The 26018-nt window shown below is 71.2% G+C and carries 20 protein-coding genes; 11 read left to right on the top strand and 9 right to left on the bottom strand.

All coding sequences use genetic code 11. From position 1 onward, the window contains the following. Positions 1 to 7: 7 nt before the first annotated feature. Complete coding sequence (locus FHU34_RS27760; RefSeq protein WP_145785146.1) at positions 8 to 1105, bottom strand: branched-chain amino acid aminotransferase; 1098 nt, start codon at positions 1103 to 1105, stop codon at positions 8 to 10. Positions 1106 to 1246: 141 nt separating this feature from the next. Beyond that, positions 1247 to 2278, bottom strand: coding sequence for a 3-isopropylmalate dehydrogenase (locus tag FHU34_RS27765; protein ID WP_145785147.1), 1032 nt, complete (start codon positions 2276 to 2278; stop codon positions 1247 to 1249). Between the two features lie 230 nt (positions 2279 to 2508). Between FHU34_RS27765 and FHU34_RS27770 the strand changes: the two genes are divergently transcribed. After that, complete coding sequence (locus FHU34_RS27770) at positions 2509 to 3351, top strand: FAD:protein FMN transferase (RefSeq protein ID WP_145785148.1); 843 nt, start codon at positions 2509 to 2511, stop codon at positions 3349 to 3351. A 456-nt stretch (positions 3352 to 3807) separates the two neighbouring features. Then, positions 3808 to 4164: a hypothetical protein gene (locus tag FHU34_RS27775; protein ID WP_088991107.1), complete on the top strand. Its 357-nt coding sequence runs from the start codon at positions 3808 to 3810 to the stop codon at positions 4162 to 4164. 74 nt (positions 4165 to 4238) lie between these two features. Here the strand turns inward: FHU34_RS27775 and serA are convergent, their stop codons facing one another. The 5 genes from serA to FHU34_RS27800 form a co-directional block, all read right to left on the bottom strand. Further along, positions 4239 to 5837, bottom strand: a complete 1599-nt coding sequence (gene serA, locus FHU34_RS27780; protein ID WP_145785149.1) for a phosphoglycerate dehydrogenase — start codon at positions 5835 to 5837, stop codon at positions 4239 to 4241. Between the two features lie 456 nt (positions 5838 to 6293). Further along, complete coding sequence (gene ilvC, locus FHU34_RS27785) at positions 6294 to 7307, bottom strand: ketol-acid reductoisomerase (protein WP_088991110.1); 1014 nt, start codon at positions 7305 to 7307, stop codon at positions 6294 to 6296. Between the two features lie 90 nt (positions 7308 to 7397). Further along, positions 7398 to 7913 carry an acetolactate synthase small subunit gene (ilvN, locus tag FHU34_RS27790; protein ID WP_088991111.1) on the bottom strand — a complete coding sequence of 172 codons (516 nt, stop codon included), beginning with the start codon at positions 7911 to 7913 and terminating at the stop codon, positions 7398 to 7400. Between the two features lies 1 nt (position 7914). Beyond that, positions 7915 to 9798: an acetolactate synthase large subunit gene (locus FHU34_RS27795; protein ID WP_145785150.1), complete on the bottom strand. Its 1884-nt coding sequence runs from the start codon at positions 9796 to 9798 to the stop codon at positions 7915 to 7917. 187 nt (positions 9799 to 9985) lie between these two features. Further along, the gene (locus tag FHU34_RS27800) at positions 9986 to 12340 is read right to left on the bottom strand and encodes a putative bifunctional diguanylate cyclase/phosphodiesterase (RefSeq protein ID WP_425280589.1); all 2355 of its coding nucleotides are present in this window, start codon (positions 12338 to 12340) and stop codon (positions 9986 to 9988) included. A 129-nt stretch (positions 12341 to 12469) separates the two neighbouring features. Between FHU34_RS27800 and ilvD the strand changes: the two genes are divergently transcribed. Both ilvD and FHU34_RS27810 read left to right on the top strand, forming a co-directional pair. After that, positions 12470 to 14317, top strand: coding sequence for a dihydroxy-acid dehydratase (ilvD, locus tag FHU34_RS27805; protein ID WP_145785152.1), 1848 nt, complete (start codon positions 12470 to 12472; stop codon positions 14315 to 14317). A 142-nt stretch (positions 14318 to 14459) separates the two neighbouring features. After that, positions 14460 to 15302, top strand: a complete 843-nt coding sequence (locus FHU34_RS27810) for an SCO4651 family lipoprotein (RefSeq protein ID WP_244311860.1) — start codon at positions 14460 to 14462, stop codon at positions 15300 to 15302. 188 nt (positions 15303 to 15490) lie between these two features. On the opposite strand, the gene FHU34_RS34095 is transcribed toward FHU34_RS27810, so the two are convergent. Further along, positions 15491 to 16702 (bottom strand): ROK family transcriptional regulator, encoded by a 1212-nt coding sequence (locus tag FHU34_RS34095; RefSeq protein WP_208745088.1) that lies wholly within the window; start codon positions 16700 to 16702, stop codon positions 15491 to 15493. 163 nt (positions 16703 to 16865) lie between these two features. Between FHU34_RS34095 and FHU34_RS27820 the strand changes: the two genes are divergently transcribed. Genes FHU34_RS27820 through FHU34_RS27845 form a run of 6 tightly spaced genes read left to right on the top strand, consistent with a single transcriptional unit; the run spans position 16866 to position 21907 of the window. Continuing rightward, on the top strand, positions 16866 to 17594 hold the full coding sequence (locus FHU34_RS27820; protein WP_145785835.1) for an amino acid ABC transporter ATP-binding protein: 729 nt from the start codon (positions 16866 to 16868) through the stop codon (positions 17592 to 17594). Between the two features lie 19 nt (positions 17595 to 17613). Continuing rightward, positions 17614 to 18582 (top strand): glutamate ABC transporter substrate-binding protein, encoded by a 969-nt coding sequence (locus FHU34_RS27825; RefSeq protein ID WP_208745089.1) that lies wholly within the window; start codon positions 17614 to 17616, stop codon positions 18580 to 18582. 16 nt (positions 18583 to 18598) lie between these two features. Continuing rightward, on the top strand, positions 18599 to 19243 hold the full coding sequence (locus FHU34_RS27830; RefSeq protein ID WP_088991128.1) for an amino acid ABC transporter permease: 645 nt from the start codon (positions 18599 to 18601) through the stop codon (positions 19241 to 19243). After that, positions 19240 to 20109 (top strand): amino acid ABC transporter permease, encoded by an 870-nt coding sequence (locus tag FHU34_RS27835; protein WP_145785153.1) that lies wholly within the window; start codon positions 19240 to 19242, stop codon positions 20107 to 20109. The genes FHU34_RS27830 and FHU34_RS27835 overlap by 4 nt, the downstream gene beginning before the upstream one ends. Beyond that, entirely contained in the window at positions 20106 to 21167 is a 1062-nt protein-coding gene (locus FHU34_RS27840) for an asparaginase (protein WP_145785154.1), read from the top strand. Before FHU34_RS27835 ends, FHU34_RS27840 begins: the two co-directional genes overlap by 4 nt. Next, on the top strand, positions 21164 to 21907 hold the full coding sequence (locus FHU34_RS27845; RefSeq protein WP_145785155.1) for a copper homeostasis protein CutC: 744 nt from the start codon (positions 21164 to 21166) through the stop codon (positions 21905 to 21907). The genes FHU34_RS27840 and FHU34_RS27845 overlap by 4 nt, the downstream gene beginning before the upstream one ends. A gap of 530 nt (positions 21908 to 22437) precedes the next feature. Here FHU34_RS27845 and FHU34_RS27850 read toward each other — a convergent pair. After that, positions 22438 to 24882: a glycoside hydrolase family 2 protein gene (locus FHU34_RS27850; protein WP_145785156.1), complete on the bottom strand. Its 2445-nt coding sequence runs from the start codon at positions 24880 to 24882 to the stop codon at positions 22438 to 22440. A 111-nt stretch (positions 24883 to 24993) separates the two neighbouring features. Between FHU34_RS27850 and FHU34_RS27855 the strand changes: the two genes are divergently transcribed. Beyond that, entirely contained in the window at positions 24994 to 26013 is a 1020-nt protein-coding gene (locus FHU34_RS27855) for a LacI family DNA-binding transcriptional regulator (RefSeq protein ID WP_145785157.1), read from the top strand. The last annotated feature ends 5 nt before the right edge of the window (positions 26014 to 26018 follow it).

Below are 26018 nucleotides of genomic sequence, written 5' to 3' on the forward strand. Positions count from 1 at the left end.
ACGAGCGTCAGAGGACCCGGTGCACCCAACCGTGCGCGTCGGCGGTCCTGCCGCGCTGGATGTCGACCAACTGCTGACGCAGCGACATCGTGACCCGGCCGGGCTCGCCGCCACCGATCAGGAATTCGCCGTCCGGGAAGCGGACCCCACCGATCGGGGTGACCACCGCGGCGGTGCCGCAGGCGAACACCTCCCGCAGGTGACCGCTGGCCGCGTCGGCCTGCCAGTCGGCGAAGCTGACCGGCCGCTCCTCGACCTGGTGCCCGGCCGCCGACGCCAGCGTCATGATCGCGTCGCGGGTGATGCCGGGCAGGATCGTGCCGGTCAGCGGCGGGGTGACCACAGTGTTGTCGTCGTAGACGAAGAAGACGTTCATGCCGCCCAGCTCGTCGACGAACCGGCGCTCCACAGCATCCAGGAAGACGACCTGGTCGCAGCCGGCCTCGATGGCCTCCGCCTGGGCCGCCAGCGACGCGGCGTAGTTGCCACCGCACTTGGCCGCGCCGGTGCCACCGGGGGCGGCCCGGGTGTAGTCCGGGGAAACCCAGACGGTCACCGGCTTGACCCCACCGCTGAAGTACGACCCGGCCGGTGAGGCGATCACCAGGTAGAGGTATTCGTTGGCCGGACGGACGCCGAGGAACACCTCGCTGGCGAACATGAACGGCCGCAGGTAGAGGCTGCCGTCCTCGTCGGTGGGGATCCAGTCCTGGTCGATCTCGATCAGCTTGTGCAGCGAGTCGATGAACACCTCGGGCGGCAGCTCCGGCATCGCCATCCGCTGCGCCGACGCGACGAACCGGGAGGCGTTGGCGTCCGGCCGGAACATCGTCACGCCGCCGTCGGCCGTCCGGTACGCCTTCAGACCTTCGAAGATCTCCTGCGCGTAGTGCAGCACGGCGCTTGCCGGGTCCATCGGGATCGGCCCCCGCGCCTCGACCCGGGCGTCGTACCAACCCTTGCCCTCGGCGTAGCGGATGGTGACCATGTGATCGGTGTGGACGCGGCCGAACCCGGGGTTGGCCAGCAGGGCGGCCCGGTCGGCGGCGGATACCGGCGCGGGATTCGGACGGATCTCGAAGTCGAGCTTGTCACCACCGCTCATCGCGCTGACCTCCCTGCGGGACAACGGCATGCGGGACCGCACACCGAGTTGGCTGTGCCAGAAACTTACCCCGAACGGTCGTTCAGCGGGTAGCGCCGTCCGGCCGGGACGGCGTGCCCGGGCAGGCCGACGCCGGGGTGGTCAGGCTGCGGAGTGGGCGGCGAGCCGGTCGCCGACCTCTTCGGTCCGCAGCGTCACGCCCGGGGTGCGGCTGGCCAGCTCGGCGGCGACCGCCGCGTTGACGCGGGCGGCAGCCTCGGCGTGCCCGAGCTGCTCCAGCAGCAACGCGGCGGAGAGCACCGCGGCGACCGGGTCGGCGACACCCTGACCGGCGATGTCCGGTGCCGAGCCGTGCACCGGCTCGAACATCGAGGGGTACGCCCCCTCGGGGTTGATGCAGCCGCTCGCGGCCAGCCCGATCCCGCCGGTGACGGCGGCGGCGATGTCGGTGAGGATGTCGCCGAAGAGGTTGTCGGTGACCACCACGTCGTACCGCTGCGGCTGGGTGACCAAGAACATCGCGGCGGCGTCGACGTGCTGATATTCGGTGGCGACGTCCGGGTGCTCGGCGGCGACCGCGTCGAACGTGCGCGCCCAGAGCGACCCGGCGTGGGTGAGCACGTTGGTCTTGTGCACCAGGGTGACCTTGCGCCGCTCCCGGCGGCCGGCGCGGGCGAACGCGTCGCGGATCACCCGCTCCACGCCGTGCCGGGTGTTCAGGCTCTCCTCGGTGGCGACCTCGGCGGGGGTGTCCCGGTGCAGCGAGCCACCGGCCCCGGCGTAGAGACCCTCGGTGCCCTCACGCACCACCACCAGGTCGACCTCGCCCGGCTTCACGCTGCCCAGCGGGCCGGCGACCCCGGGCCACAGCCGGGACGGGCGCAGGTTGACGTACTGGTCGAAGGCGAACCGGAGCTTGAGCAGCAGACCTCGCTCCAGCACACCCGGCGGAACCGTGGGGTCACCGACCGCGCCGAGCAGGATCGCGTCGTGCCCGGCCAGCTCGGCCAGCACGGAGTCGGGCAACACCTCTCCGGTACGGTGCCAGCGGGCCGCGCCGAGGTCGTACTCGGTGGCCTGAACGCCGGGCAACACCGCGTCGAGGACCTTACGGGCCTGCGCGACCACCTCGGGCCCGATGCCATCCCCGGCCACCACAGCGATCCGCGCCACGACCGCACTCCTCTGCTCAACGGTTCCGTACCGGGCAACGGTACGTCGCCGTCCCGCCTCCCGGTACGCGGCTTCCAGCATTCGGGACACCCCGATGCACAGCACCCTCTCAGCTGAGACTCATGAGGCGATCATCTCCGCTGCCTACCGTGGTGGTCAGTGGGTCACGGGGGCCTGCTGACCACCGGGGGTCGCGGCGACGCGACACCAAGCGCGAGGGGGCGAACGCGATGCGCGTCGACGAGCAGCCACGGACCCGCTGGCCGGACCTGTCCGCGTTCCGCAACCGCCGGCCGGACCTCCGACTCGGCAGCCGCCGGCAGCGGATCGACCCGGCCGCCGCCATCGACGGCCGAATCGCCGTGCAGCACACCGTCCGCACCGCGACCGCTGAGTACACCCTCCTGCTCAACGCGCCCGCCTGGCTCGGCCGTCGAGGCGTCGGCGAGGCACTACGGGACAGCGTGGCGGAGCTTCGCGCCATCGACCTCACCTACAGCCCCAACCGTCCGGAGAGCCTGGTCTCCCGCCTACGTCGAGGCGAGATCAGCCCCGACTCGTACCCGCCCCTCGCCGACCTGGTGGACCGCTGCACGGCCATGCGCGCCGCCACCGACGGCTGGTTCGACGCCTGGGCGGTGCCCGGCGGCTTCGACCCGGGCGGCCTGCTCGGCGGCTGGGCTGTCGAGCGCGCCGCCGAGAGGCTGCGCGCCGCAGGCGTCCACGACTACGCCGTACTCGCCGGCGCGGACCTCGTCGTCCGGGGGCACGCGCCGCACGGTGGGCCCTGGCGGGTCGCCGTGCACCACCCGACCGCCCCCGAGCGCGCGCCGCTGGTGTTGGAGATGACCGCCGGCGCGGTCGGCACCTCCGGGGTGACGGGGCGGCAGGGACATGTGGTGGATCCGCACACCGGCGAGCCGGCCGACCACCTCGTCGCCGCCACCGTCGTGGGCCCCGACCTGACGATCGCCGACGCCTACGCCACAGCGCTGTACGCGGCCGGCCCCACCGGCCTGGCCTGGTTCCGTGGCGACTCCGACTATCGCGCGCTCTTCGCACACCGACGCTGACGAGGCACACCGACGCTGAACAGCAGGTCGTTGCAGCGAGCCCGTCTCCCCGCGGTGCTCCGGCCCGATTCGCACCTCGGCCGCCCACAACCGGTGAACCCGGTGATGGTTCCTCTGCCGGCGAACCCCGTCGCCGGTGGTGGTCGGCCGGTCGGGCCTTGCGATCGGCCCCCACGGTCTCGGCAACGACCGTGGGGGCCGGTCAGCGACGAGTGCGCGTGGCTCGCACAATCGAGGGGTGCGGACCGGTCGGGCCGGACGTCGACCGCGCCACCCGAAGACGGGCCGGCGCCTCGACTCGGCCAGTGACCGCAGCACGTACGCTAGCGAATCGACGCAACTCGACGCAAGAGTCTCCACACCGGACCGTCGCGACCGGAGCTTGCGGAATTCGGCTGTTGGGCTGGCGGCGAGGCAGTTTCGACATGGTGAACGACGGATGGCACGCTGTCCGCCGTGAGTTTCGATCTGAGTGTGTGGGCCCTGGAGGACGGGGCGACGCCCGAGGACGTACGGACAGCGGTCGACGGTTGCCGTCAGGGGCGACACGTGGACCGTTACCCGGACCCGCGGGTGGTCAGCTTCTACCGGGCCATCACCGCCTCCTATCCGGACCGCCATCCCGGCCCGAACAGCCCGTGGGCGGTGGCACCACTGCACGCCGCCCACGACCACGTCGAGCTGAACCTGCACCCGACCTGCGCGGACCAGGTGCTGCTGGACATCGAGCGGCTGGCCGGCGAGCACGGGCTCATGCTGTTCGACCCGCAGGACGGCTCGGTCTACCCGCCCCCGGCCCGGATGCCCGGCTGACCCGGGTCACCTCACCCCGGGACACGACAAGGGGCCCAGCGGATCGCCGGGCCCCCATGGTGCTGTGTCGTCGACTACTCGTCGCGCAGGTCGGCAGCGCTGGCCGCCGTGGCGCCGATCGAGTCGGCGGCCGAGGTGAGCAGGTCCGCGCCGAGCGCCTGGTCGACGGTGAGCGTCATCAGCGTCTCGCCACCCGCCTCGCGCCGAGCCACCTGCATGGCCGCGATGTTGATGCCCGACTCGCCGAGCAGGGTGCCGACGGTGCCGACGACGCCGGGACGGTCCGCGTAGCGCAGGAAGAGCAGGATGCCCTCCGCGCCGATCTCCACGTCGAAGCCGTCCACCTCGGTCAGCTTGAGGACGTCCCGAGCGCCGGAGTGGGTGACAGTGCCGGAGACGCTGACCGTACGACCGTCGGGCAGCGCGCCACGCACCGTGACCAGGGTGGACTGCTCGACCGTCTCGGCCAGGGTCGCCAGGGTGACCTCGACGCCGCGCTCCGCCGCCAGGTGCGGGGCGTTGACGTAGGTGACCTGCTCCTCGACGACCGAGCTGAACAGGCCCTTCGTGGCGGCGAGCTTGAGCACCGACACGTCGTGGCTGACGATCTCGCCGCGCACCTCGACCGTGACGCTGGCGGCGATCCCACCGGCGACAGCGGTGAACGCCCGCCCCAGCTTCTCGGCCAGCGGCAGCAGCGGCCGGACGTCCTCGGCGACCACGCCACCGGCCTGCACGTTCACCGCGTCCGGGACGAACTCGCCCTGCAACGCCAGCTTGACGCTCTTGGCCACGGCGAGGCCCGCCTTGTCCTGCGCCTCGTGGGTGGAGGCGCCCAGGTGCGGGGTGGCCACCACGTTGTCGAAGGCGAACAGCGGCGAGGAGGTGCATGGCTCCTTGCTGTACACGTCGACGCCGGCGCCGGCGACCCGCCCCTCGGCGATCGCGTCGGCGAGCGCCTGCTCGTCGACGAGCCCACCACGGGCGGCGTTGACGATGCGGACGCCGGGCTTGACGATCGCCAGCTCCTTCTCACCGATCAGGCCGACCGTCTCCGGCGTCTTCGGCAGGTGGATGGAGATGAAGTCGCTCTCCCGCAGCAGCTCCTCCAACCCGACCAGGCGTACGCCGAGCTGCGCCGCACGGGCCGGCTGGATGTACGGGTCGTACGCGATCAGCCGGGTGCCGAAGGCGGCGATGCGCTGCGCGAAGAGCACCCCGATCCGACCGAGCCCGACCACGCCGACGGTCTTGCCCTGCACCTCGACGCCCGTGTACTTCGATCGCTTCCACTCCCCCGCCTTCAGCGCGGAGCTGGCACTCGCGGTGTTGCGGGCGACGGCGAGCAGCAGTGCGACGGCCTGCTCGGCGGCGGAGACGATGTTGGAGGTGGGCGCGTTGACGACCATGACGCCCCGGGCGGTGGCTGCCGGCACCTCGACGTTGTCCAGTCCGACGCCGGCCCGGGCGACCACCTTGAGTCGCGGCGCGGCGGCGACCGCCTCGGCGTCGATCTGGGTCGCGCTGCGCACGATGACGGCGTCGGCCTCGGAGAGCGCCGAGAGCAGGGCCGGACGGTCGGTGCCGTCGACGTGACGGACGTCGAAGTCGTGGGCGAGCACCTCGATGGCGGCGGGGGCGAGTTCTTCGGCGATCAGTACGACAGGATTCATCGGTCCTCGTAGAGGTCGTGTTTGCGATCGGCCCGGGCGGCGGGGCGCCGCACTGCGCCCTGCGCTGATCCGTGCCGTGGCCGTCAGGTGCCGGCTGCTGCACCTACAGGCGATCGTAGGGGCCGCGCTGCTCGGCATGTTCCGGTCTGCGGGGTGAGGGCCCTCACACGCCCGGTCGAACGCTGGACATCGACCGTTCACCGGGCCGAAACGGTCCCGGCCACAAGAGGTCCCACCCGCACCGGTGCACCCCGCGTCCCTGCGCGCCCGCGCCCGCCGGCGCCATGATCCGCACAACATCGGGGAAACTGCTGCCTCGAAGCAGCCTGAGGGCGCAATATCCCTGATGTTGCGCGGATCATGCGGCCAGAGCTGGGCGGGGTGGCACATGGTCCGACGGCCCCGGGCGACGCTGGGGAGAGCGCCGGCCCGGGGCCGTCGGCGGAGCGGGACGCGTCAGGCGGTCTCGGTGATCGGGCGGTCGACCCAGCTCATCATGCCGCGCAACTTCTTGCCGGTCTCCTCGATCGGGTGCGCCGCACCCTCGGCCTGCCACTTCTTGAAGTTGGGCCGGCCGGCCTCGTCCTCGGCAACCCACTCGCGGGCGAACTCGCCGGACTGGATCTCGCCGAGGATCTTGCGCATCTCGTCCTTGACCCGGGAGTCGATGATGCGCGAGCCACGGGACAGGTCGCCGTACTCGGCGGTGTCGGAGATGCTGTAGCGCATCTTCGCGATGCCGCCCTCGTACATGAGGTCGACGATCAGCTTCAGCTCGTGCAGGCACTCGAAGTACGCGACCTCCGGGGCGTAGCCCGCCTCGGTGAGCACCTCGAAACCGGTCTGCACCAGCGCCGAGGCACCGCCGCAGAGCACCGCCTGCTCGCCGAAGAGGTCGGTCTCGGTCTCCTCGGTGAAGGTGGTCTTGATCGCACCGGCACGGGTGCCGCCGATGCCCTTGGCGTACGCGAGGGCGAGCGCGAGCGCGTTGCCGCTGGCGTCCTGCTCGACGGCGACGAGGCAGGGCACGCCCTTGCCGTCGGCATACTGGCGACGGACCAGGTGACCCGGACCCTTCGGCGCGACCATCGCCACGTCCACCTCGGCCGGCGGCTTGATCAGGCCGTACCGGATGTTGAAGCCGTGGCCGAAGAACAGCGCCTTGCCCGCTGCGAGGTTCGGCTCGATCGACTCGGTGTAGAGCTTGCGCTGGGCGGTGTCCGGCGCGAGCACCATGATCACGTCGGCCTCGGCGGCGGCCTGCGCCGGCGTGAGCACCCGCAGGCCCTGCTCCTCGGCCTTGGGACGGCTCTTCGAGCCCTCCGGCAGACCGATCACCACGTCGACGCCCGAGTCGCGCAGCGACAGCGCGTGGGCGTGACCCTGGCTGCCGTAGCCGATCACCGCGACCTTCCTGGCCTGGATCAGGCCGAGGTCGGCGTTGTCGTCGTAGTACACCTCAACGCTCATGAGAACTTCCCTTTCGTACGACGGCCGGGGCGGCCCGTCGTGGTTTCTGTGGTTGGGTCCGGGAGGCCCGCCGGGGCCGACCGGTGGCGGTCAGGCGGCCCGTAGCGCGGGACCGGCGGTGATCGAGCGCGAACCGCGTCCGATCGCCACCAGCCCGGACTGGACCATCTCCTTGATGCCGAAGGCCTCGAGGTCGCGGAGCAGCGCATCGAGTTTGTCGGGGGTGCCGGTGGCCTCGATGGTGAGCGTGTCCGGTGCGACGTCGACCACCCGGGCGCGGAACAGGTTGACGGTCTCCAGCACCTGGGATCTCGCGGCGCGGTCGGCGCGGACCTTCACCAGCAGCAACTCCCGGGCAACCGACACCTGAGGATCCAGCTCGACGATCTTCAGCACGTTGACCAGCTTGTTCAGCTGCTTGGTGACCTGTTCCAACGGGGACGACTCGGCGTTGACCACGATGGTGATCCGGGAGACGTCCGGGTTCTCGGTCTCGCCCACGGCGAGGCTGTCGATGTTGAACCCACGGCGGGAGAACAGGCCGGAGACCCGGGCGAGCACGCCGGGCTTGTTCTCCACCAGCACCGAAAGCGTGTGCATAGTCATGTCAGATGTCATCCTCGTCGAAGACCGGGCGGACGCCGCGGGCGAACATGATCTCGTCGTTGCTGGTGCCGGCGGCGACCATCGGCCAGACCATCGCGTCCTTGCCGACCACGAAGTCGATCACCACCGGGGCGTCGTTGATCTCCATGGCGGCGGCAATGGTCTTGTCGACGTCGGCCGCGTTCTCGCAGCGCAGGCCGACGCAGCCCAACGCCTCGGCGAGTTTCACGAAGTCGGGAATGCGGTGCTTGTGCGTGCCCAGCTCGGTGTTGGAGTAGCGCTCGTTGTAGAAGAGCGTCTGCCACTGCCGGACCATGCCGAGATTGCCGTTGTTGATCACCGCGATCTTGACCGGGATGCCCTCCAACGCGCAGGTGGCCAGCTCCTGGTTGGTCATCTGGAAGCAGCCGTCACCGTCCACCGCCCAGACCACAGTGTCCGGCTTGCCGACCTTCGCGCCCATCGCCGCCGGCACCGCGTAGCCCATCGTGCCGAGACCGCCGGAGTTCAACCAGGTGTGCGGCTTCTCGTAGGAGATGAACTGGGAGGCCCACATCTGGTGCTGGCCCACCCCGGCCACGAAGATCGTGTCAGGGCCGGCGATCTCACCCAGGCGCTTGATCACGTACTGCGGGGAGAGCGTGCCGTCGGACGGCTCGTCGTAGCCCAGCGGGTAGCGGTCGCGCAGGTCGTCCAGTTGCGTCCACCAGTCGCCCAGATCGGTGGTGCGCCCCGCCGACCGCTCGACCGTCACCGCAGCGATCAGCTCGTCGATGACGTGCTTGGCGTCACCGACGATCGGCACGTCCACGTGCCGGTTCTTGCCGATCTCCGCCGGGTCGATGTCCGCGTGCACCACCGTCGCGTCCGGGGCGAACGAGTCCAGCTTGCCGGTGACCCGGTCGTCGAACCGCGCGCCCAGCGCCACGATCAGGTCAGACTTCTGCAGGCCGTAGACCGCGGCGACAGTGCCGTGCATGCCGGGCATCCCCAGGTGCTGCCGGTGCGAGTCGGGGAACGCGCCCAGCGCCATCAGCGTGGTGACCACCGGGATACCGGTCAACTCGGCCAGCCGACGCAGCCCGTCGGTGGCGTCGGCCTTGAGCACCCCGCCGCCGACGTAGAGCACCGGCCGGCGGGCACCCGCCATCAGCCGCGCCGCCTCCCGGATCTGCTTGCCGTGCGGGTGCAGGGTCGGCCGGTAGCCGGGCAGGTCCAGGGTGGGCGGCCAGGCGAAGGTGGTCGGCGCCTGCAGCACGTCCTTGGGGATGTCCACCAGCACCGGGCCGGGCCGCCCGCTGCTGGCCAGGTGGAACGCCTCGGCCAGCACCCGCGGGATCTCCTCGGCGGTCTGAACGAGGAAGTTGTGCTTGGTGATCGGCAGGGTGATGCCCTGGATGTCCGCCTCCTGGAAGGCGTCGGTGCCGATCGACGGGCGGGCCACCTGCCCGGTGATCGCGACCATCGCCACCGAGTCCATGTACGCGTCGGCGATCGGGGTGACCAGGTTCGTCGCGCCCGGGCCGGAGGTGGCGATGCAGACGCCGACCTTGCCGGTGGCCTGCGCGTACCCGGTCGCCGCGTGCCCGGCGCCCTGCTCGTGGCGCACCAGGATGTGCCGGACCGTGGAGTCGTAGAGCGGGTCGTACGCCGGCAGGATCGCGCCGCCCGGGATGCCGAAGACGACGTCGACGCCGAGCGCCTCGAGGGACCGCACGAGCGAGCCGGCCCCGGAGACCTGGGCGGGGGCGGAGGGCCGTACCGCCGGAACGGCCGGGGTCGCCGCGCTGCGTGCGGCGGCCGGGTCGACGTCGACGGTCGGGTCGGCGGCCGCGCGGGCCCGGCGGGCGGTGTGGGCGAGGGTCTCGGGCGTGGGTCTCGTCATGACGGTTCTGGCCTTCGGCTGGAGTGGCTGGTGGCTAGTCAAGCGTTGCGATACGGGCGGGGCCCGCCTCGCCAGGTTCCGATGGCAATAAAAACGGCCCTCGTGCAGATGCACGGGGCCAGCGCACTCTCATCAGGGAGAGTGCGCTCAGGTAAGTACTCGCAGCGACCGGTACGACGACATGCGGCTAAGCCTGACGCATCTCACGCGATGAGTCAACTGATCCCACATGTTGGTTAACGGAGTTCGGCGCGTCGGCCGGCGACGCGCCATCGGCAGCCGGGCTGAGCTGCTCCGACCCACCCGGATGCCGACGTGGCGCGGGCACCGGAGCAGGCCGCGCACCCGGTGAGGTCGCCGCCTCCAGCATCGCCTCCAGGTGCTCGGCCGGCACCCCCCAGCCGAACAGTGCGCCTTGGCCGAACCGGCAGCCGGCGGCCACCACGGCGGCCAGCTCGGTCGGCGTGGTGACCCCCTCGGCGATCACCTCGAGCCCCAACTGGTGACCCAGTCGCATGACGATGTCGACCATCGGCGCGAACGCCGGACCGTCCTGGTCGACCGGGCGGACCGGCTCGTGCTCGGCGACCAGACTGTGGTCGATCTTCAGGATGTCGATCGGGAGGCGACGCAGCTGCCCCAACGACGAGTAGCCGGCCCCGAAGTCGTCCAGCGCGATCCGGACACCCGTCAACCGCAGCGCGGTCAGCCGCCGGATCAGCTCGTCCAGGTCGGTGGCGACCGCGTGCTCGGTGACCTCCAGCACCAGCCGCTGCGGCGGCACGTGGTGGGCGCGCAGCGCCTCGGCGACCTGGACCACGTACGCCGGCGCGTGCAACTCACGCGGGGACACGTTGACCGACACCCAGACGTCGTGCCCGTCCGCCAACCACCGGGAGAGCTGGTAGCAGGCCTGGTGCAACACCCAGGCACCCAGCGGGGCGATCATCCCGCACTCCTCGGCGAGCGGGATGAACTCGTCCGGACGGACGTTGCCCAGCTCGGGGTGGTGCCAACGGAGGAGCGCCTCCGCGCCGACCGGCCGCACCGACGGCAGTGACGCCACCGGCTGGAAGACCAGACTCAGCTCGTCGCGGTCGACGGCACCGCGCAGCTCGTGCTCCACCGTCGTACGTCGGCGCAGCAGCTGGTCGTAGGTGGCGTCGTAGCGCTCGATGCGGTTCTTGCCCCGCTGCTTCGCGTAGCGCAGCGCCAGGTCGGCGTGGCGCAGCAGCAACTCCACGTCCGGTTCGCCGGCCCAACCGGCCACCCCGATGCTGACCGACAGGAAGACCGGCCCCTCTGGCTGGTCGTACGGCCGGTTGAGCACCCCGAGCAACCGTTCGGCGACCCGGTCCGCCTCGGCCGACCGTCCCTGCATGAGGACGGCGAACTCGTCGCCGCCCAGCCGGGCAGCCACGTCCCCGGGGCGCAGGTTGCCACGCAGCCGCCGCCCCACCTCGGCCAGCACCGCGTCACCCACGTCGTGGCCGCGCATGTCGTTGACGTTCTTGAAGCCGTCCAGGTCGAGGCCGAGCAGGACCCGGGGAGTGCCCGTCGCGGCACTGTCGTGCAGTGCGCGGAGCAGGCCACGCCGGTTGGCCAACGACGTCAACGGGTCGGTGTGCGCCAGCTCACGGAAGTGCGCCTCCCGCTCGGCCAGGCGGTCCGCGTACCCCCGGACGTCGCGGAGGGTGAGGTACTGCCGCGCCACCAGGGCGAAGCCCTCAACGCTGCCGGCCACGATGCCGGCCGCGGTGAACCGGCCGTCCTGGGCGAGGTGGTACATCGCCGAGCCGGCCATCGCCAGCATCGGGGCGACGGCGTACTCACCGTCGCGGCCGATCAGGTCCAATTCGACCTGCCCCGGCCGGTCGGCCCGGTGCACGGCGAAGGCGACGATCGACAGGCCGGCGGCGAGCAGCGCCGCGCCGGTCAGCGCCATTGTCGGCCCGGCCTGGCAGAGCCCGGCACTGAGGCCCAGCCCGCCGCAGGTCACCGCGGTGATGCCGGCACTGAGCGCGGCGAGTCGCCGACGCGGGCTCGCGGCGCGGAAGACCACGATCACGGCGAGGCCGGCGGCGAGGGCCGCACTCACCGTGGTGACGAGTATCGCCGGGCAGGCCATCGGGGTGGCGGCGCCGAGCAGGCGGGTGGGCTCGGAGAAGAGCACCCATCCGACGAACCACAGCGCCGCGGCCATGACCAAGCCGTCCAGGGCGAGCCGGGCCGTTCCCGTCGCGGTAGCGGCCACCCCCGGCAGCCGCAGCAGACCGGCGGCGAAGAGCAGCCCGCTCACCGCAGTGCCGATCGCCACCACAGTCGCCCACCCCGTGCGCTGCCCCTGCTCGTGGGCCCAGTGTTCGTTCGCGGTGAGCGCGGCGAGAACCCCGACCAGCAGGCTGAGCAGCGCTCCCGCGGCGGCGGCGGCGAGCAGCACGTGTGCCGGCCGGCGCGACCCGGTGCGCCGCCGGGCGACCACGGTCAGCAGCCCGACGGCCGCAGCGGCGACGAGCCCACTGAGCACCGCGACAGCGACCATGCCCGGGGGGAATTGCACGCCCCCAAGAGTGCCGGATGCGCGCACGCCGTGGGGGGCTGGGTGTGCATCTGTTGGGACACAGGGCCTACCGGGGAGGTTCGGCGTGGCGACGGTGTCATGCTGGTATGCATGCCTGAGCTGCGGTCGAGGACTTCCACACACGGTCGGACGATGGCCGGCGCCCGGGCCCTCTGGCGGGCCACCGGGATGACCGACGACGATTTCGGCAAGCCGATCGTCGCCATCGCCAACAGTTTCACCCAGTTCGTGCCTGGTCACGTACACCTCAAGGACATGGGTGGCCTGGTCGCCGACGCGGTCGCCGAGGCCGGCGGGGTGGGCCGGGAGTTCAACACCATCGCTGTCGACGACGGCATCGCGATGGGTCACGGCGGCATGCTCTACTCGCTGCCCAGCCGGGAGTTGATCGCCGACGCGGTGGAGTACATGGTCAACGCGCACTGCGCGGACGCCCTGGTCTGCATCTCCAACTGCGACAAGATCACCCCCGGGATGCTGCTGGCCGCGCTGCGGCTCAACATCCCGACCGTCTTCGTCTCCGGCGGCCCGATGGAGGCCGGCAAGACGATGGCGATCGAGGGCGTGGTGCACAGCAAGATCGACCTGATCGACGCGATGATCGCCTCCTCGAACGAGTCGGTCACCGACGAGCAGCTCGGCGAGATCGAACGCTCCGCCTGCCCGACCTGCGGCTCGTGCTCCGGCATGTTCACCGCCAACTCGATGAACTGCCTCACCGAGGCGATCGGGCTCGCGCTGCCCGGCAACGGCTCGACGCTGGCCACCCACGCCGCGCGAAAGTCACTGTTCGTCGAGGCCGGCCGCACCGTCGTGGACATCGCCAAGCGGTGGTACGACGGCGACGACGACTCGGTGCTGCCGCGCGTGGTCGCCTCCAAGGCCGCCTTCGAGAACGCTGTCGCCCTGGACGTGGCGATGGGCGGCTCCACCAACACCGTGCTGCACCTGCTCGCCGCCGCCCGGGAGGCGGAGATGGACTTCGGCGTCGCCGACATCGACGCGATCTCCCGGCGGGTGCCGTGTCTGGCCAAGGTCGCGCCCAACTCCCCGAACTACCACATGGAGGACGTGCACCGGGCCGGCGGCATCCCCGCGATCCTCGGCGAACTGGACCGGGCCGGGCAGCTCAACCGGGACGTGCACGCCGTGCACTCCCCCTCGCTGGCGCAGTGGCTGACCGACTGGGACGTCCGCGGCGGCTCCCCGACACCGACGGCGGTCGAGCTGTTCCACGCCGCGCCGGGCGGCGTGCGCACCGTCGAGCCGTTCTCCACCACCAACAGGTGGTCGTCGCTGGACACCGACGCGGCCGGCGGCTGCATCCGGGACCGGGAACACGCCTACTCCGCCGACGGCGGGCTGGCCATCCTGCACGGCAACCTGGCGCCGGCCGGCAGCGTGGTGAAGACCGCCGGCGTGCCGGACGACTGCCTGACCTTCCGCGGCCCGGCGAAGGTGTACGAGTCGCAGGACGACGCGGTGACAGCGATCCTCGCCAAGCAGGTCGTCGCCGGCGACGTCGTGGTGATCCGGTACGAGGGCCCCAAGGGTGGTCCCGGTATGCAGGAGATGCTCTACCCCACCTCGTTCCTCAAGGGACGCGGGCTGGGCCGCTCCTGTGCGCTGCTCACCGACGGCCGTTTCTCCGGTGGCACCTCCGGCCTGTCCATCGGGCACGTCTCCCCCGAGGCCGCCTCGGGTGGGCTGATCGCGCTGGTCCACGACGGCGACGAGATCGTCATCGACATCCCGAGCCGGACGATCTCCCTCAACGTGCCCGAGGACGAGTTGGAGGCACGGCGGGTGGCGGAGGAGAAGCGCGACAAGCCGTACACCCCGACCGACCGGCAGCGCCCGGTGTCGGCGGCGCTGCGCGCGTACGCCTCGATGGCCACCTCGGCCAGCGACGGCGCCTACCGCCGCGTCCCGGAGTGACCGTCGCCCGCTGATATCGGGGTGTCCCCCACTGGCTCGGACGCCCCGATATCGACGAAACGCGGTGCCCGGATGTCGGTCGTGTGGGCTAGCGTGTCGTCGATCAATTCGGGGGAAGCCCGGATTCCTGCGGGGAAGAGGCGTGTACGTGGCATTTGGCAAGAAGTCCGTGGCGGTGGCGGTCTCGGCGCTCACCGCGCTCGCTGTCTCCGCGTGCGGCACGACGTCCGGCGGGTCCGACGCGCCCAAGCAGCCCAGCGTCCTGGAGCTGTTGGCCAGTGACCTGAAGGGGTCGCTGCAGAAGACCGCCGAGGCCACCACCAAGAGTGACTCGGTGACCGTGAGCATGACGGGCACGGCGGGCGGCGAGAAGGTCGAGATGCGCGGCGTCATCGACCTCGGCGACCCGGTCAAGGCCGAGATGACGGTGAAGGACCCGAAGGGCGACCCGACCGTCGTCCGGATGGTCGGTGCGGTCGTCTACGTCGAGATCCCCGCTGCGGACCGCGCGGAGATGAACGGCAAGCGCTGGATGAAGATGGACCTGAGCGCCGCCGGCGAGCAGGCCGGGATGAACTTCGGCAAGCAGTTCGAGGACATCGACCCGACCAAGCAGGTCAAGACGCTGCTCGCCACCGAGGGCACCAAGGTGGTCGGGCAGGAGACGGTGAACGGGGCGGCCACCGTCCACTACACCGTCACCGTCCCGGTGGCGACCCACCTTCAGCAGATGGACGCGAAGCTGCGGGCGGGCGTCGAGCAGCAGATGACCAAGATGGGCGTCAAGGAGATCACCACCGACCTGTGGGTCGACGAGCAGTACCAGCCCCGCCGGGCGACCCTGAAGATGGGCCCGCTGGGCGATCTGGTGATGGACTACACCGACTACGGCAAGGCGGTGACGGTAGAGGCGCCGCCGACGGCGGAAACCCTCGACTTCGCCGAAATGCTCAAGGGTCTGCAGGGTCTGACCGCCGGCAACTGATCGGACCGGAAGACTGCCCGGCCAGCGCGGAGACGTGCTCGGCCGGGCAGTGCCGTTTCCGGACCCTCGTCGCGCCCGACTGACAGCCGATCCCGGCTCAGGACTCACTCGTCCAGATCAACACGAGTTCGCCGATGTGGCGGTGTGCGGGCGGCGCGGATACCGCTACCTCGGCGACCTGGTGTCGATCATGGATGCGCCGCTACGACGTGGTCGATGACCAGATGGGCAGCACCGGTGATGCCGATGTCCTGACTGGTGGCGACCCGCTCGATGAGCAGGGTCTGGGTGGCCAGCGGGAGGCACCGCTCGTAGAGGGTGGCCCGCATGCTGGCCAGCAGTGGTTCACAGTCGGCGAGTCGACCGCCGATGGCGACCACCTGCGGGTTGAAGAAGTTGACCACGACGGCCAGGATCTCGCCGATGGCCCGTCCGGCCTGCCGGGCGAGCGCCGTGGCGTGCCGGTCGCCGTCGTCGATCAGGCGGAGCACGCCGGTCAGGTCGTCGACCGGTACGCCCTGCTCGCGTAGCGCGGTGACCAGGGCTGCGCCGCTGGCCACCGCCTCCAGGCAGCCGGCGTTGCCGCAGCTGCACAGCGGCGCCGGATCAGCGACCACCCGGCAGTGGCTGATGTCCCCGGCGGAACCCTGGGCGCCCCGGTGCAACTGTCCACTGGAGATCACCCCGGAACCGATTCCGGTGCCGGCCTTGATGTAGACCGCGTGGTCCATCTCGGCGTGTGCCGTGCGGTGCGCGCCGAGCGCCATCAGGTTGGCGTCGTTGTCCACGATGACCGGCACGTCGACGCGGTCGGCGCAGAAGGCCGCGACGTCGAAACCGTTCCAGCCGGGCATCCGAGACGGGCTGACGATCCGTCCGGTGGAGTGCTGCACCGGGCCGGGTATGCCGATGCCGACGCCCCGCAGCGCGCCCGCCGCGCCGCCGCCAGAGGCCAGCGACGGGCCGTCAGCGCCGCCGGAAGACACCGCCCCGCCGCCGGAGGCCAGCGCGGTGACCTCGGCCAGCAGCGCGCCGAGCACGGTCTCCGGACCGTCCTCGATGCGGACCGGCAGGGTGCGGCCCTGGACCACCCGCCCGGAGAGATCCAGTGTGCCGATGCGGGCGTGGTGGGCGCCGAGGTCGATGGCACCGACCACGGCACCGCCGGTGGGTACGGCGAGCTGGCGCGGTCGCCGTCCGCCCCGGGACTGCCCGGCGCCGGCCTCCTCCAGCAACCCCTGGTTGATCAACGCCTCGACCCGCTGGGAGACCGTCGAGGGCGAGAGCCCGGAGAGCCGGGACAGGTCGGCGCGACTGACGGCGGCTCCGGTCGCCACCCACCGCAGCAGTTCCCGGGGACCACCCCGGAGGGCTTCGCGCGGCGCGTCGTCAATCGTCACGTCAGGTTCTTAGCATCCGCAGTTTGTTCAAGCAACCGGTTGACTTAGTTTGCTGGCTACCTTTAGATGACGCTGTTGGTTCGATATGAAGCTTACTTAGTTCGGTTATCGAAGAAAGTAGGGCCGCCTGGTGGCACCGGAGACGACGGGTGCGGACCGACCCATGGTGTCGGTACGCGGCCTGCACAAGTGGTTCGGCCCGCTGCACGTGCTCAAGGACATCGACCTCACGGTGGCCGCCGGCGAGGTGGTCGTCGTGGTGGGGCCGTCCGGCTCCGGCAAGTCGACACTGTGCCGCTGCCTCAACCGGTTGGAGACGGCCGGGCAGGGCAGCATCGAGATCGACGGTGAGCCGCTGCCGGCGGAGGGGCGGGCGCTGGCCCGGCTACGCGCCGACGTCGGCATGGTCTTCCAGTCCTTCAACCTCTTCGGGCACAAGACGGTGCTGGACAACGTCACCCTCGGCCCCACCCGGGTCCGCAGGATCGCCCGCCCCGAGGCGCGTCAGCAGGCGATGGCCCTGCTGGAACGCGTCGGAATCGCCGACAAGGCGAACCACCACCCGGCCCAACTCTCCGGTGGGCAGCAGCAACGGGCGGCGATCGCCCGGGCACTGGCCATGCAACCGAAGGTGCTGCTCTTCGACGAGCCGACCTCGGCGCTCGACCCGGAGATGGTCAACGAGGTGCTCGACGTGATGGTCTCCCTCGCCAGCGAGGGGATGACCATGATCGTGGTCACCCACGAGATGGGCTTCGCCCGCCGCGCCGCCGACCGGGTCGTCTTCATGGACGACGGCCGCATCGTCGAATCCGGCGCCCCCGACGAATTCTTCGCAGCTCCGCGCACCGAGCGGGCCCGCGACTTCCTTTCCAAGATCCTCCAGCACTAGCCCCCAACGGGAGGGTGTCATGTCAATCCTCAAGATGAGCTTCACCGGGCGTCGCTCGCTCGCCCTCACCGCCACCGCCGTGGCGGTGGCCCTCGCCGCCACCGGCTGCGGCGGTGACAGCGGCAGCAGCGCCCCGACGCTGCCGGGCAACCCCGGCCTGGGTGGCGACGGCGTGGTCGCCCAGTCGGTGTACGACGCCGCCCCGGTCGCCACCGACGCGGACATCCCGGCCGGCTCGACCATGGACGCGATCCGCAAGCGCGGCTACCTGAACATCGGCGGGTCCCTGGACGCGCCGCTGCTCGCCCAGCAGAACCCGGTCAGCGGCACCATCGAGGGCTTCGACGCCGACATGGCGAAGCTGCTGGCGAAGTACATCATCGGCAAGCCCGAGGTGAAGACCACGACCATCGGCACCCAGACCCGGGAGGCCATGCTCCAGGCCAAGTCGGTCGACGCGGTCTTCCAGACCTACACGATCACCCCGCAGCGGGCCACCCAGGTCGCGTTCGCCGGGCCGTACCTCACGTCCGGCCTCGCGGTCGGGGTCCGCAAGGACGACACCTCGATCAAGAGCGTCAAGGACCTCGCCGGCAAGACGGTCATCGTCGGGGCGAACACCCCCGCGGTCACCGCGCTGCCCTCGGCCGCTCCCGGCTCGAAGCAGATCGCCTTCGGCACCGACCCGCAGGCGTTGCAGGCGCTGCTGCAGAAGCGCGGCGACGCGTACGTGCAGGACTTCACGCTGCTCGCGTCGGGCGCCAAGGCCAACCCGGGGATGAAGGTGGTCGGCGAGCCGTTCACCACCGAGGCGTACGGCATCGGCCTCAACCGGGAGGACGCGCAGTTCAAGGAGTTCGTCAACAACTGGCTGAAGAAGATCCAGGCCGACGGGACCTGGGCGAAGGTCTGGGAAGGCACCCTCGGCTCGGTGGTGGAGGGCGGCGCGCCCACCCCGCCCGCCCTCGGTTCCGCCGACGGATCCTGAGAATCCTCCCGTACCGATGGACGCCCTCACCGCCCACCTGAGCGAGCTCGGCCACGGCCTGGTCACGACGGTCGAACTGACCGTCGTGACCACCATCGGCGCGATGCTGCTGGGCATCGTCGTCGCCACCCTGCGGATCGCACCCGTCCCGCTGTTGCGCGCCATCGGCACGGCGTACGTCGAGGTGTTCCAGAACCTGCCGCTGCTGGCTCTGCTGGTGCTCTTCGTCTTCGCCCTGCCGACCATCGGCATCACGTTCCCGCTGTTCACGTCCGCCGCGATCGTCATCGCCGTGTACGAGGGGGCGTACCTGGCCGAGGCGATCCGCGCCGGGATCAACACGGTCGGCGTCGGCCAGGCCGAGGCGGCCCGCGCCATCGGGTTGACCTTCGGGCAGTCCCTGCGGCACGTGATCCTGCCGCAGGGACTGCGGGCGGTCATCCAGCCGATCGGCAACATCTGCATCGCGCTGCTGATGAACACCTCGCTGGCCGCCGCCGTCGGCGTGGTCGAGCTGACCCAGGCAGCCAACAACGTGAACCTGGTCGAGGCCCAACCGATCGCCGTCTTCACCGGCGCGGGCCTCGCCTACATGCTGCTGGCGCTGATCATCGGTCAGGTCACCGGCCTGCTCGAAAGAAGGCTGGCGATCGTCCGATGAACAAGACGCAACAGATCCTCTTCGACGAACCCGGCCCGCGCGCCCAGCGGCGGATCCGGATCGCCACAGTGGTGGGTGCCGTCCTGCTGGTCGGCGCCGCCGTGGCAGCGGTCCACCAGTTCGCCAGTCACGGCGAGTTGGCCGCCGCCCGGTGGGAACCGTTCACCACCTGGCCGATCTGGCGGTACCTGCTCAACGGCCTCTGGGCCACAGTGCGGGCCGCCGCCGCGACCGCAGTGCTCAGCGCCGTACTCGGATTGCTGCTGGCGCTCGGACGCCTTTCGACGCACCGACCGCTGCGCTGGCTGGCCGGCGCGTACGTCGAGATCTTCCGGACCGTTCCCACCCTGCTGCTCATCTACGTGACGCTCTTCGCCCTGCCGCAGTACGGGATGAACTTCCCGCTCTTCTGGAAGCTCGTGGTGCCGCTGGTGGTGTCCAACTCGGCGGCGTTCGCCGAGATCTTCCGGTCCGGCATCCTGGCCCTGGACCGGGGGCAGACCGAGGCCGGCCTCGCCGTCGGGCTGCGCCGCGGACAGGTGATGGCACTGGTGGTCCTGCCCCAGGCGCTGCTCCAGCTCACCCCGTCGCTGGTCAGCCAACTGGTCGGGCTGCTCAAGGACACCTCGCTCGGCTTCGTGGTCAGCTACACCGAGCTGCTCTACAGCGGGCAGGTGCTCTCGTCGTACACCCATCTGCTGATCCAGACGTTCCTGGTGGTGGCGCTGATCTACCTCGTGGTCAACGCCTCGCTGTCGAAGTTCGCCCGCGTCCTTCAGGCACGTAACGGCCGCTTCGGCGGCCGGCGTGGACGACGCGACGCCGACCTGCCCCCGCCGCTCATCGAAGGGACCACCCCCCGGTGACCATCTTCCGTTACGCCGAACTGGCTCGGGTCGTCCGCAACGGCTTCGTCGAGAGCCGGCACTACGGCAGCGTCGTGGTGCTCGCGCCGGACGGCGAGGTCGTCCTCGCCGCCGGCGTACCCGACGAGCCGGTGCTCCCCCGGTCCACCCTGAAGCCGGTGCAGGCCCTGGCCTGCCGGGTCGCGGCGGGTGACGAACTGACCGGCAGGGCGCTGGCGCTCGCGGCCGGCAGCCACACCGGCGACGACCGGCACGTCGAAGTGGTCCGGGCGATGCTGGCCGGCGCCGGCCTGACCGAGGACGCCCTCGGCTGCCCGGTCGACTGGCCGGAGGACGAGCCGACCCGGGAGCGGCTGATCCGCGCCGGCGGGCAGCGCGACCGAATCCGGATGAACTGCTCCGGTAAGCACGCGGCGATGCTCGTCGCCAGCGTCGCCCGGTCCTGGAGCACCCACGACTACCTCGACCCGGAGCACCCGCTGCAGCGGGAGACCGCAGCCGCCGTCGCCCGGCTGGCCGGAACGCCTGTCGCGCACCACGCCGTCGACGGTTGCGGCGCACCCCTATTCGGCCTGCCGCTGACCGGCCTGGCCCGCACGTTCCAGGCGTTGGTCACCGCACCCGACGGCAGCGACGAGGCGCTGGTCGCGCAGGCCATGCGCCAGTACCCGGAGTACGTGGGCGGCTGGCACGGGCACCCCAACACCGACCTGATGCGGGCGCTGCCCGGTGTCCTGGCCAAGGGCGGGGCCGAGGGCGTGCTCGGGGTGGCCGCCCCGGACGGTCACGCCGTCGCGGTGAAGGTGGTCGACGGTTCGCCCCGAGCCACCACCGCCATCGCACTCGCCGCCCTCGACGCCGTCGGCGTACCGGTGGGCGGCGCCGACGCGCTGCGCCAGGTGCCGGTGCTCGGCGGGGGCGAACCGGTCGGCGCCGTCACGGCCGTCATCGATTGGACCGCGGCATCGTCTCGCACCGAAGCGGCGTCGTCTCGCACTCAAGCGCCGTCGTTTCGCACTCAAGCGCCGTCGTCTCGCACCGAAAAGGAAGAGTCATGAGCACATTCGAGATCTGCATCGACAGCGTCGAGGGGGCGGTCGCCGCCGAGGAGGCCGGCGCCGACCGGGTGGAGCTGTGCTCCGCGCTCTTCGACGGTGGGCTGACCCCCAGCCTGGGCACCATCGAGACGACACTGCGCGCCGTCACCCGGATCCGGGTGCACGTGATCGTCCGGCCCCGCGCCGGTGACTTCATCTACTCGCCGTTCGAGATCGAGGCGATGGAGCGGGACGTGCGGGCCGCTGTCGCAGCCGGTGCGCACGGCATCGTGATCGGCGCGCTGACCGCCGAGGGCGACGTCGACGTACCGACCACCCGCCGGTTGATCGCCGCCGCCGGTGACGCCAGCATCACCTTCCACCGCGCGTTCGACATGACCCGCGACCCGCACGCGGCGCTGGAGCAGCTGATCGAGCTGGGCGTGCACCGGGTGCTCACCTCGGGCCAGGAGGTCAGCGTGCTGGAGGGTGCCCCGCTCATCGCCGAGCTGGTACGCCGTGCCGCCGGACGGATCATCGTCATGCCCGGTGGTGGCATCACCCCGCGCAACATCACCCGGATCGTCGAGGCGACGGGCGCCGACGAGTACCACTTCGCGGCCCTGGTCAGCTCGGACAGCCCGGCCGTGCACCGCAACCCGGCGCCGCTGATGGGCGGCAGCCTGAACCGGCCCGAGTACGAGCGCTCCGGCACCTCCGGTGCCCTGGTCGGCCAGGTGCTCGCCGCCGCCCGCGCCTGACCTGCCCGCAAGCACCGCCGAGCGGTGGGCGTGCCGGAGGCTCTTCGCCCTCCGTCACGCCCACCGCTCGATCAGCCCTAACCGGTGACGAGGTTGATGGCGACGCCGATCGGGATGGACGCCGCCAGCCCCGCGACCACCGCAACGTCGCAACCAGTCCGGCCGGGTCGACCCGACCCCAGCGCCCCAGCGCCCCAGCGCCCCAGCGCCAAGATCCGAGCAACATCCCTGATGTTGCTGCTTGCGGCGCGCCGGAGGCAGCAACATCCCTGATGTTGCGCGGATCTCTCGGCAGAGGGCGCCCGCAGGTGGGAGAGTGCGACGTGAGCGGGTGCCCGACGCCGACTTTCAGCCCGGGGCGGGCCGCATCGCCTGCACCCGACGGGAGCACGCGCTCGATCATCACGAGATCGCCGATGTCGCCGTATCCCGCACGTGTGGATACCGCGACATCGGCGAAATGGTGTTGATCAAGGCTGGCATGGTCGGGCTCTCAACCTCGCGGTGGCGTGCAGACGTCGGCTCAGCAGTCAGCGGATGTCGTTGACGCAGCGCAGCACCGGCCGGGCGGTCAGCGCAGCGGTGTCCAGCGGACCAGAAGCCCGGACCGTGAACAGCACCGACTCTCCCGGCAGCAGGGTGACCAGGGCTTTGTCGACGGACGCCGAGGGGTCCAGCCGGTCCGGGAAGAGCGTCAGGTCGCGCAGCACCGTGCGGGCGGTGACCCGGACCCGCTGCCCACCGTCGACCGGCTCGACCGTCGCGTCCCACGCCGCCGCGGGCCAGTCCACGTCCCGGTCCTCGGCGAAGAACCACAGGGCGCGCTCCGCGGTGTCGCCGGCCTCCGCGACCAGCAACTCGCGGCGGTCGTCGTCCGGCCGGACCAGGTCCGCCGGCAGCGGCAGCACCACCGAGGAGTACGCCGGTACGTCGAGGTCGACCGAGGTCTTCGCCCTCGGCTCCCCGGTGACCGTGAACCGGGTGACCGCGGCCGGCACGGCCCACGCCTCGGCGGTCTCGTTGACCGCCACCAGGGCCAGACCACCGTCGCGCGGTTGCACGGTGAGGAGCCGGTCGGCGTACGCGTGGCGCAGCGCGTACCACAGGGGTTTGCGTCGGCCGTCGCCGTCGACGGCCGACCAGGAGGTCACCGGCCAGCAGTCGTTGAGCTGCCACACGATGGTGCCGGCGCAGACGCCCCGGTGGGAGCGGAAGTGCTCCACCCCGATTTGGATCGCTCGGGCCTGGTTGAGCTGCGTCAGGTAGTGCCAGTCGTCGAAGTCCGCCGGGGCGGGCAGGTGCGCGTCCAGGCCGCGTTGGAGTTTGGCGTCACCGTCGGCCGCCTTCTGGTGGTGTGCCATGCCCGGTGAGTTGTGAGCGAGGGGTTCGTCGCTCAGCGCCCGGCGCAGTGTGGCGTACGCCGGTGGGGCCTGGTAGCCGAACTCGGCGACGAAGCGCGGCACGTACTCCCGGTATTTTGTGTAGTCGTCGGTGTTCCACACGTCCCAGATGTGGGTGGTGCCGTGCGCCGGGTCGTTGGGGTGGATCGCCTCGGTGCCCGACCAGGGGCTGCCCGGCCAGTAAGGGCGGGTCGGGTCCAGGTCGCCGACGATCCGGGGAAGCACGTCGAGGTAGTAGCCGCGCCCCCAGGTGCGTCCGTCGAGGGGCTGTTGCCAGTCCCAGTCGTGCCAGCCCCAGATGTTCTCGTTGTTGCCGGCCCAGAGCACCAGCGACGGGTACGGCGACAGACGGGTCACCTGCTCGGCGGCCTCGGCGGCGACCTCGCTGCCGAAGGGTTCCTCCTCCGGGTAGGCGGCGCAGGCGAAGAGGAAGTCCTGCTGGACGAGCAGGCCACGCTCGTCGGCGAGGTCGTAGAAGTCCGCCGACTCGTACCGGCCGCCGCCCCAGACCCGCAGCAGGGTGACGTTAGCCCCAACCGCCTGGTCGAACCGCTCGGCCAACCGGTCGCGGGTGACCCGGTTGGGGAACACGTCGTCCGGGATCCAGTTGACCCCTCGGACGAAGACCGGGACGTCGTTGACCGACAACGCGAACGGGGTGCCGTGCTCGTCGGGCGTGGTGTCCAGGTGGACCGAGCGGAAGCCGATCCGGTGCGACCAGGTGTCCAGGGTGTCGCCGTCCGGCGCGTGCACCGTCACCTCGATCGGGTGGCGCGCCTGGTCGCCGTACCCCCGGGGCCACCAGAGCGCGGGCTCGCGGACGGTGAGGGTCAGCACGGCCGTGCGGTGGCCGGCGGGGACGACCACGTCGGCGTGGACGCCGGCGACGGCGGCCCGGATGGTCAGTGGGACGTCCGCGGCCCGTTCGACCTCGACGTGCACCTCCACCCGGCCGTCGCCACCGTCCATGGTGACCAGTGGGCGAACGGTGGCCAGCCGGGCGGTGGACCAGGCGTGCAGGCCGATGTCCTGCCAGATGCCGGCCGTGACCAGTGTCGGACCCCAGTCCCAGCCGAAGTTGCAGGCCATCTTGCGGATGAAGTGGAACGGCTCCGGGTAGGCGTTCGGCCGGTCGCCGAGTCGCTCCTGCTGCGCCTCGGCGTAGCGGTACGCGGAGTCGAACGCGACGACCAGGTCGTTGTCGCCGTCGCGGAGCAGCGACCGGACGTCGAACCGGTAGCCGCGGTGCATGTTCTCGGTGCGGCCCACCTCGACCCCGTTGACGGTGATGGTGGCGACGGTGTCCAGGCCGGCGCAGACCAGGTCGACCCGGTCGTGGTCGCCGGATGGCGGCCGGAAGGTCGTCTGGTACGTCCAGTCGGTGCGCCCGATCCAGGTCAGCGCCAGCTCGTTGTCGTCGAGGTAGGGATCGGGGATCAGCCCGGCGTCGAGCAGGTCGGTGTGCACGCAGCCGGGCACTGTCGCCGGCACGGCCCGTCCGGCGATCTCGGCCGGCACCTCCGCTGCGCGGGCCGCGCGCAGCGTCCAACCGTCGTAGAGTGCCTGTCGGCTCACGACTTCACCGCACCTTCTGCATCGAAAGACGTTGACTGAACCGGATAAGCTGAGCCACCGTACGGTCCGGAATTGGGGCTGTCAACGGCCGGAAAGCGAAGGAGCACGCCGGTGAAGCGGCCGACAATCGCCGACGTCGCCCGACGCGCCGGGGTGTCCAAGGGTGCGGTGTCGTACGCGCTCAACGGCCAGCCCGGCGTCTCCGAAGCCACCCGGCAGCGGATCCTGACCATCGCCACGGAGATCGGGTTCAGCCCGAGCAGCGCCGCCCGCGCCCTCTCCGCCGCCACCGCCGGGGCGGTCGGTCTGGCCCTGTGCCGACCGGCGCGGACACTCGGGGTCGAGCCGTTCTTCATGGCGCTGATCAGCGGTGTCGAGGCCGAACTTTCCGCCCGCTCGTACGCGCTGACCCTCCAGGTGGTCACCGACCACGACGCCGAGATCGCGGTCTACCGGCGCTGGTGGGGCGAACGTCGGGTGGACGGGGTGCTCGTCTGCGACCTGCGGAGCCAGGACCGCCGCATCCCCGCGCTGGAGCAACTGCAACTGCCGGCGGTGGTGATCGGCGGGCCTGGCGGAACGGGCGCGCTGGCCAGCCTCTGGTCCGACGACGCCGCCGCTCTGACCGAGGCGGTGGAGTACCTCGTCGCGCTCGGGCACCGGCGGATCGCCCGGGTCGGTGGCCTGCCCGACCTGCGGCACACCGAGATCCGCACCGAGGCCTTCACGGCGGTCTGCCGGCGGCTCGGCCTGGCCGACGCCGTGACCGTCTCGTCCGACTACACCGGCGAGGAGGGCGGCCGGGCCACCCGCCGGTTGCTCAGCTCCGCCCAGCGGCCCACAGCGGTCATCTACGACAACGATGTGATGGCCGTCGCCGGGCTCTCCGTGGCCCAGGAGATGGGGCTCACCGTGCCCACCGACCTGTCCATCGTGGCCTGGGACGACTCGCCGCTGTGCCGCCTGGTGCACCCACCGCTGACCGCGCTGGGCCGGGACATCGCCGCGTACGGGGCGCACGCCGCGCGCCACCTTCTCGCCGTCATCGGCGGCGAGCCGGCCGGCCGGGTGGAGGACGAGACGCCCCACCTGACACCGCGCGGCAGCACCGCACCACCCCGGGAGAGATGAACCGG

The organism is Micromonospora taraxaci, assembly GCF_007830095.1.
GTDB classification, from domain to species: domain Bacteria; phylum Actinomycetota; class Actinomycetes; order Mycobacteriales; family Micromonosporaceae; genus Micromonospora; species Micromonospora taraxaci.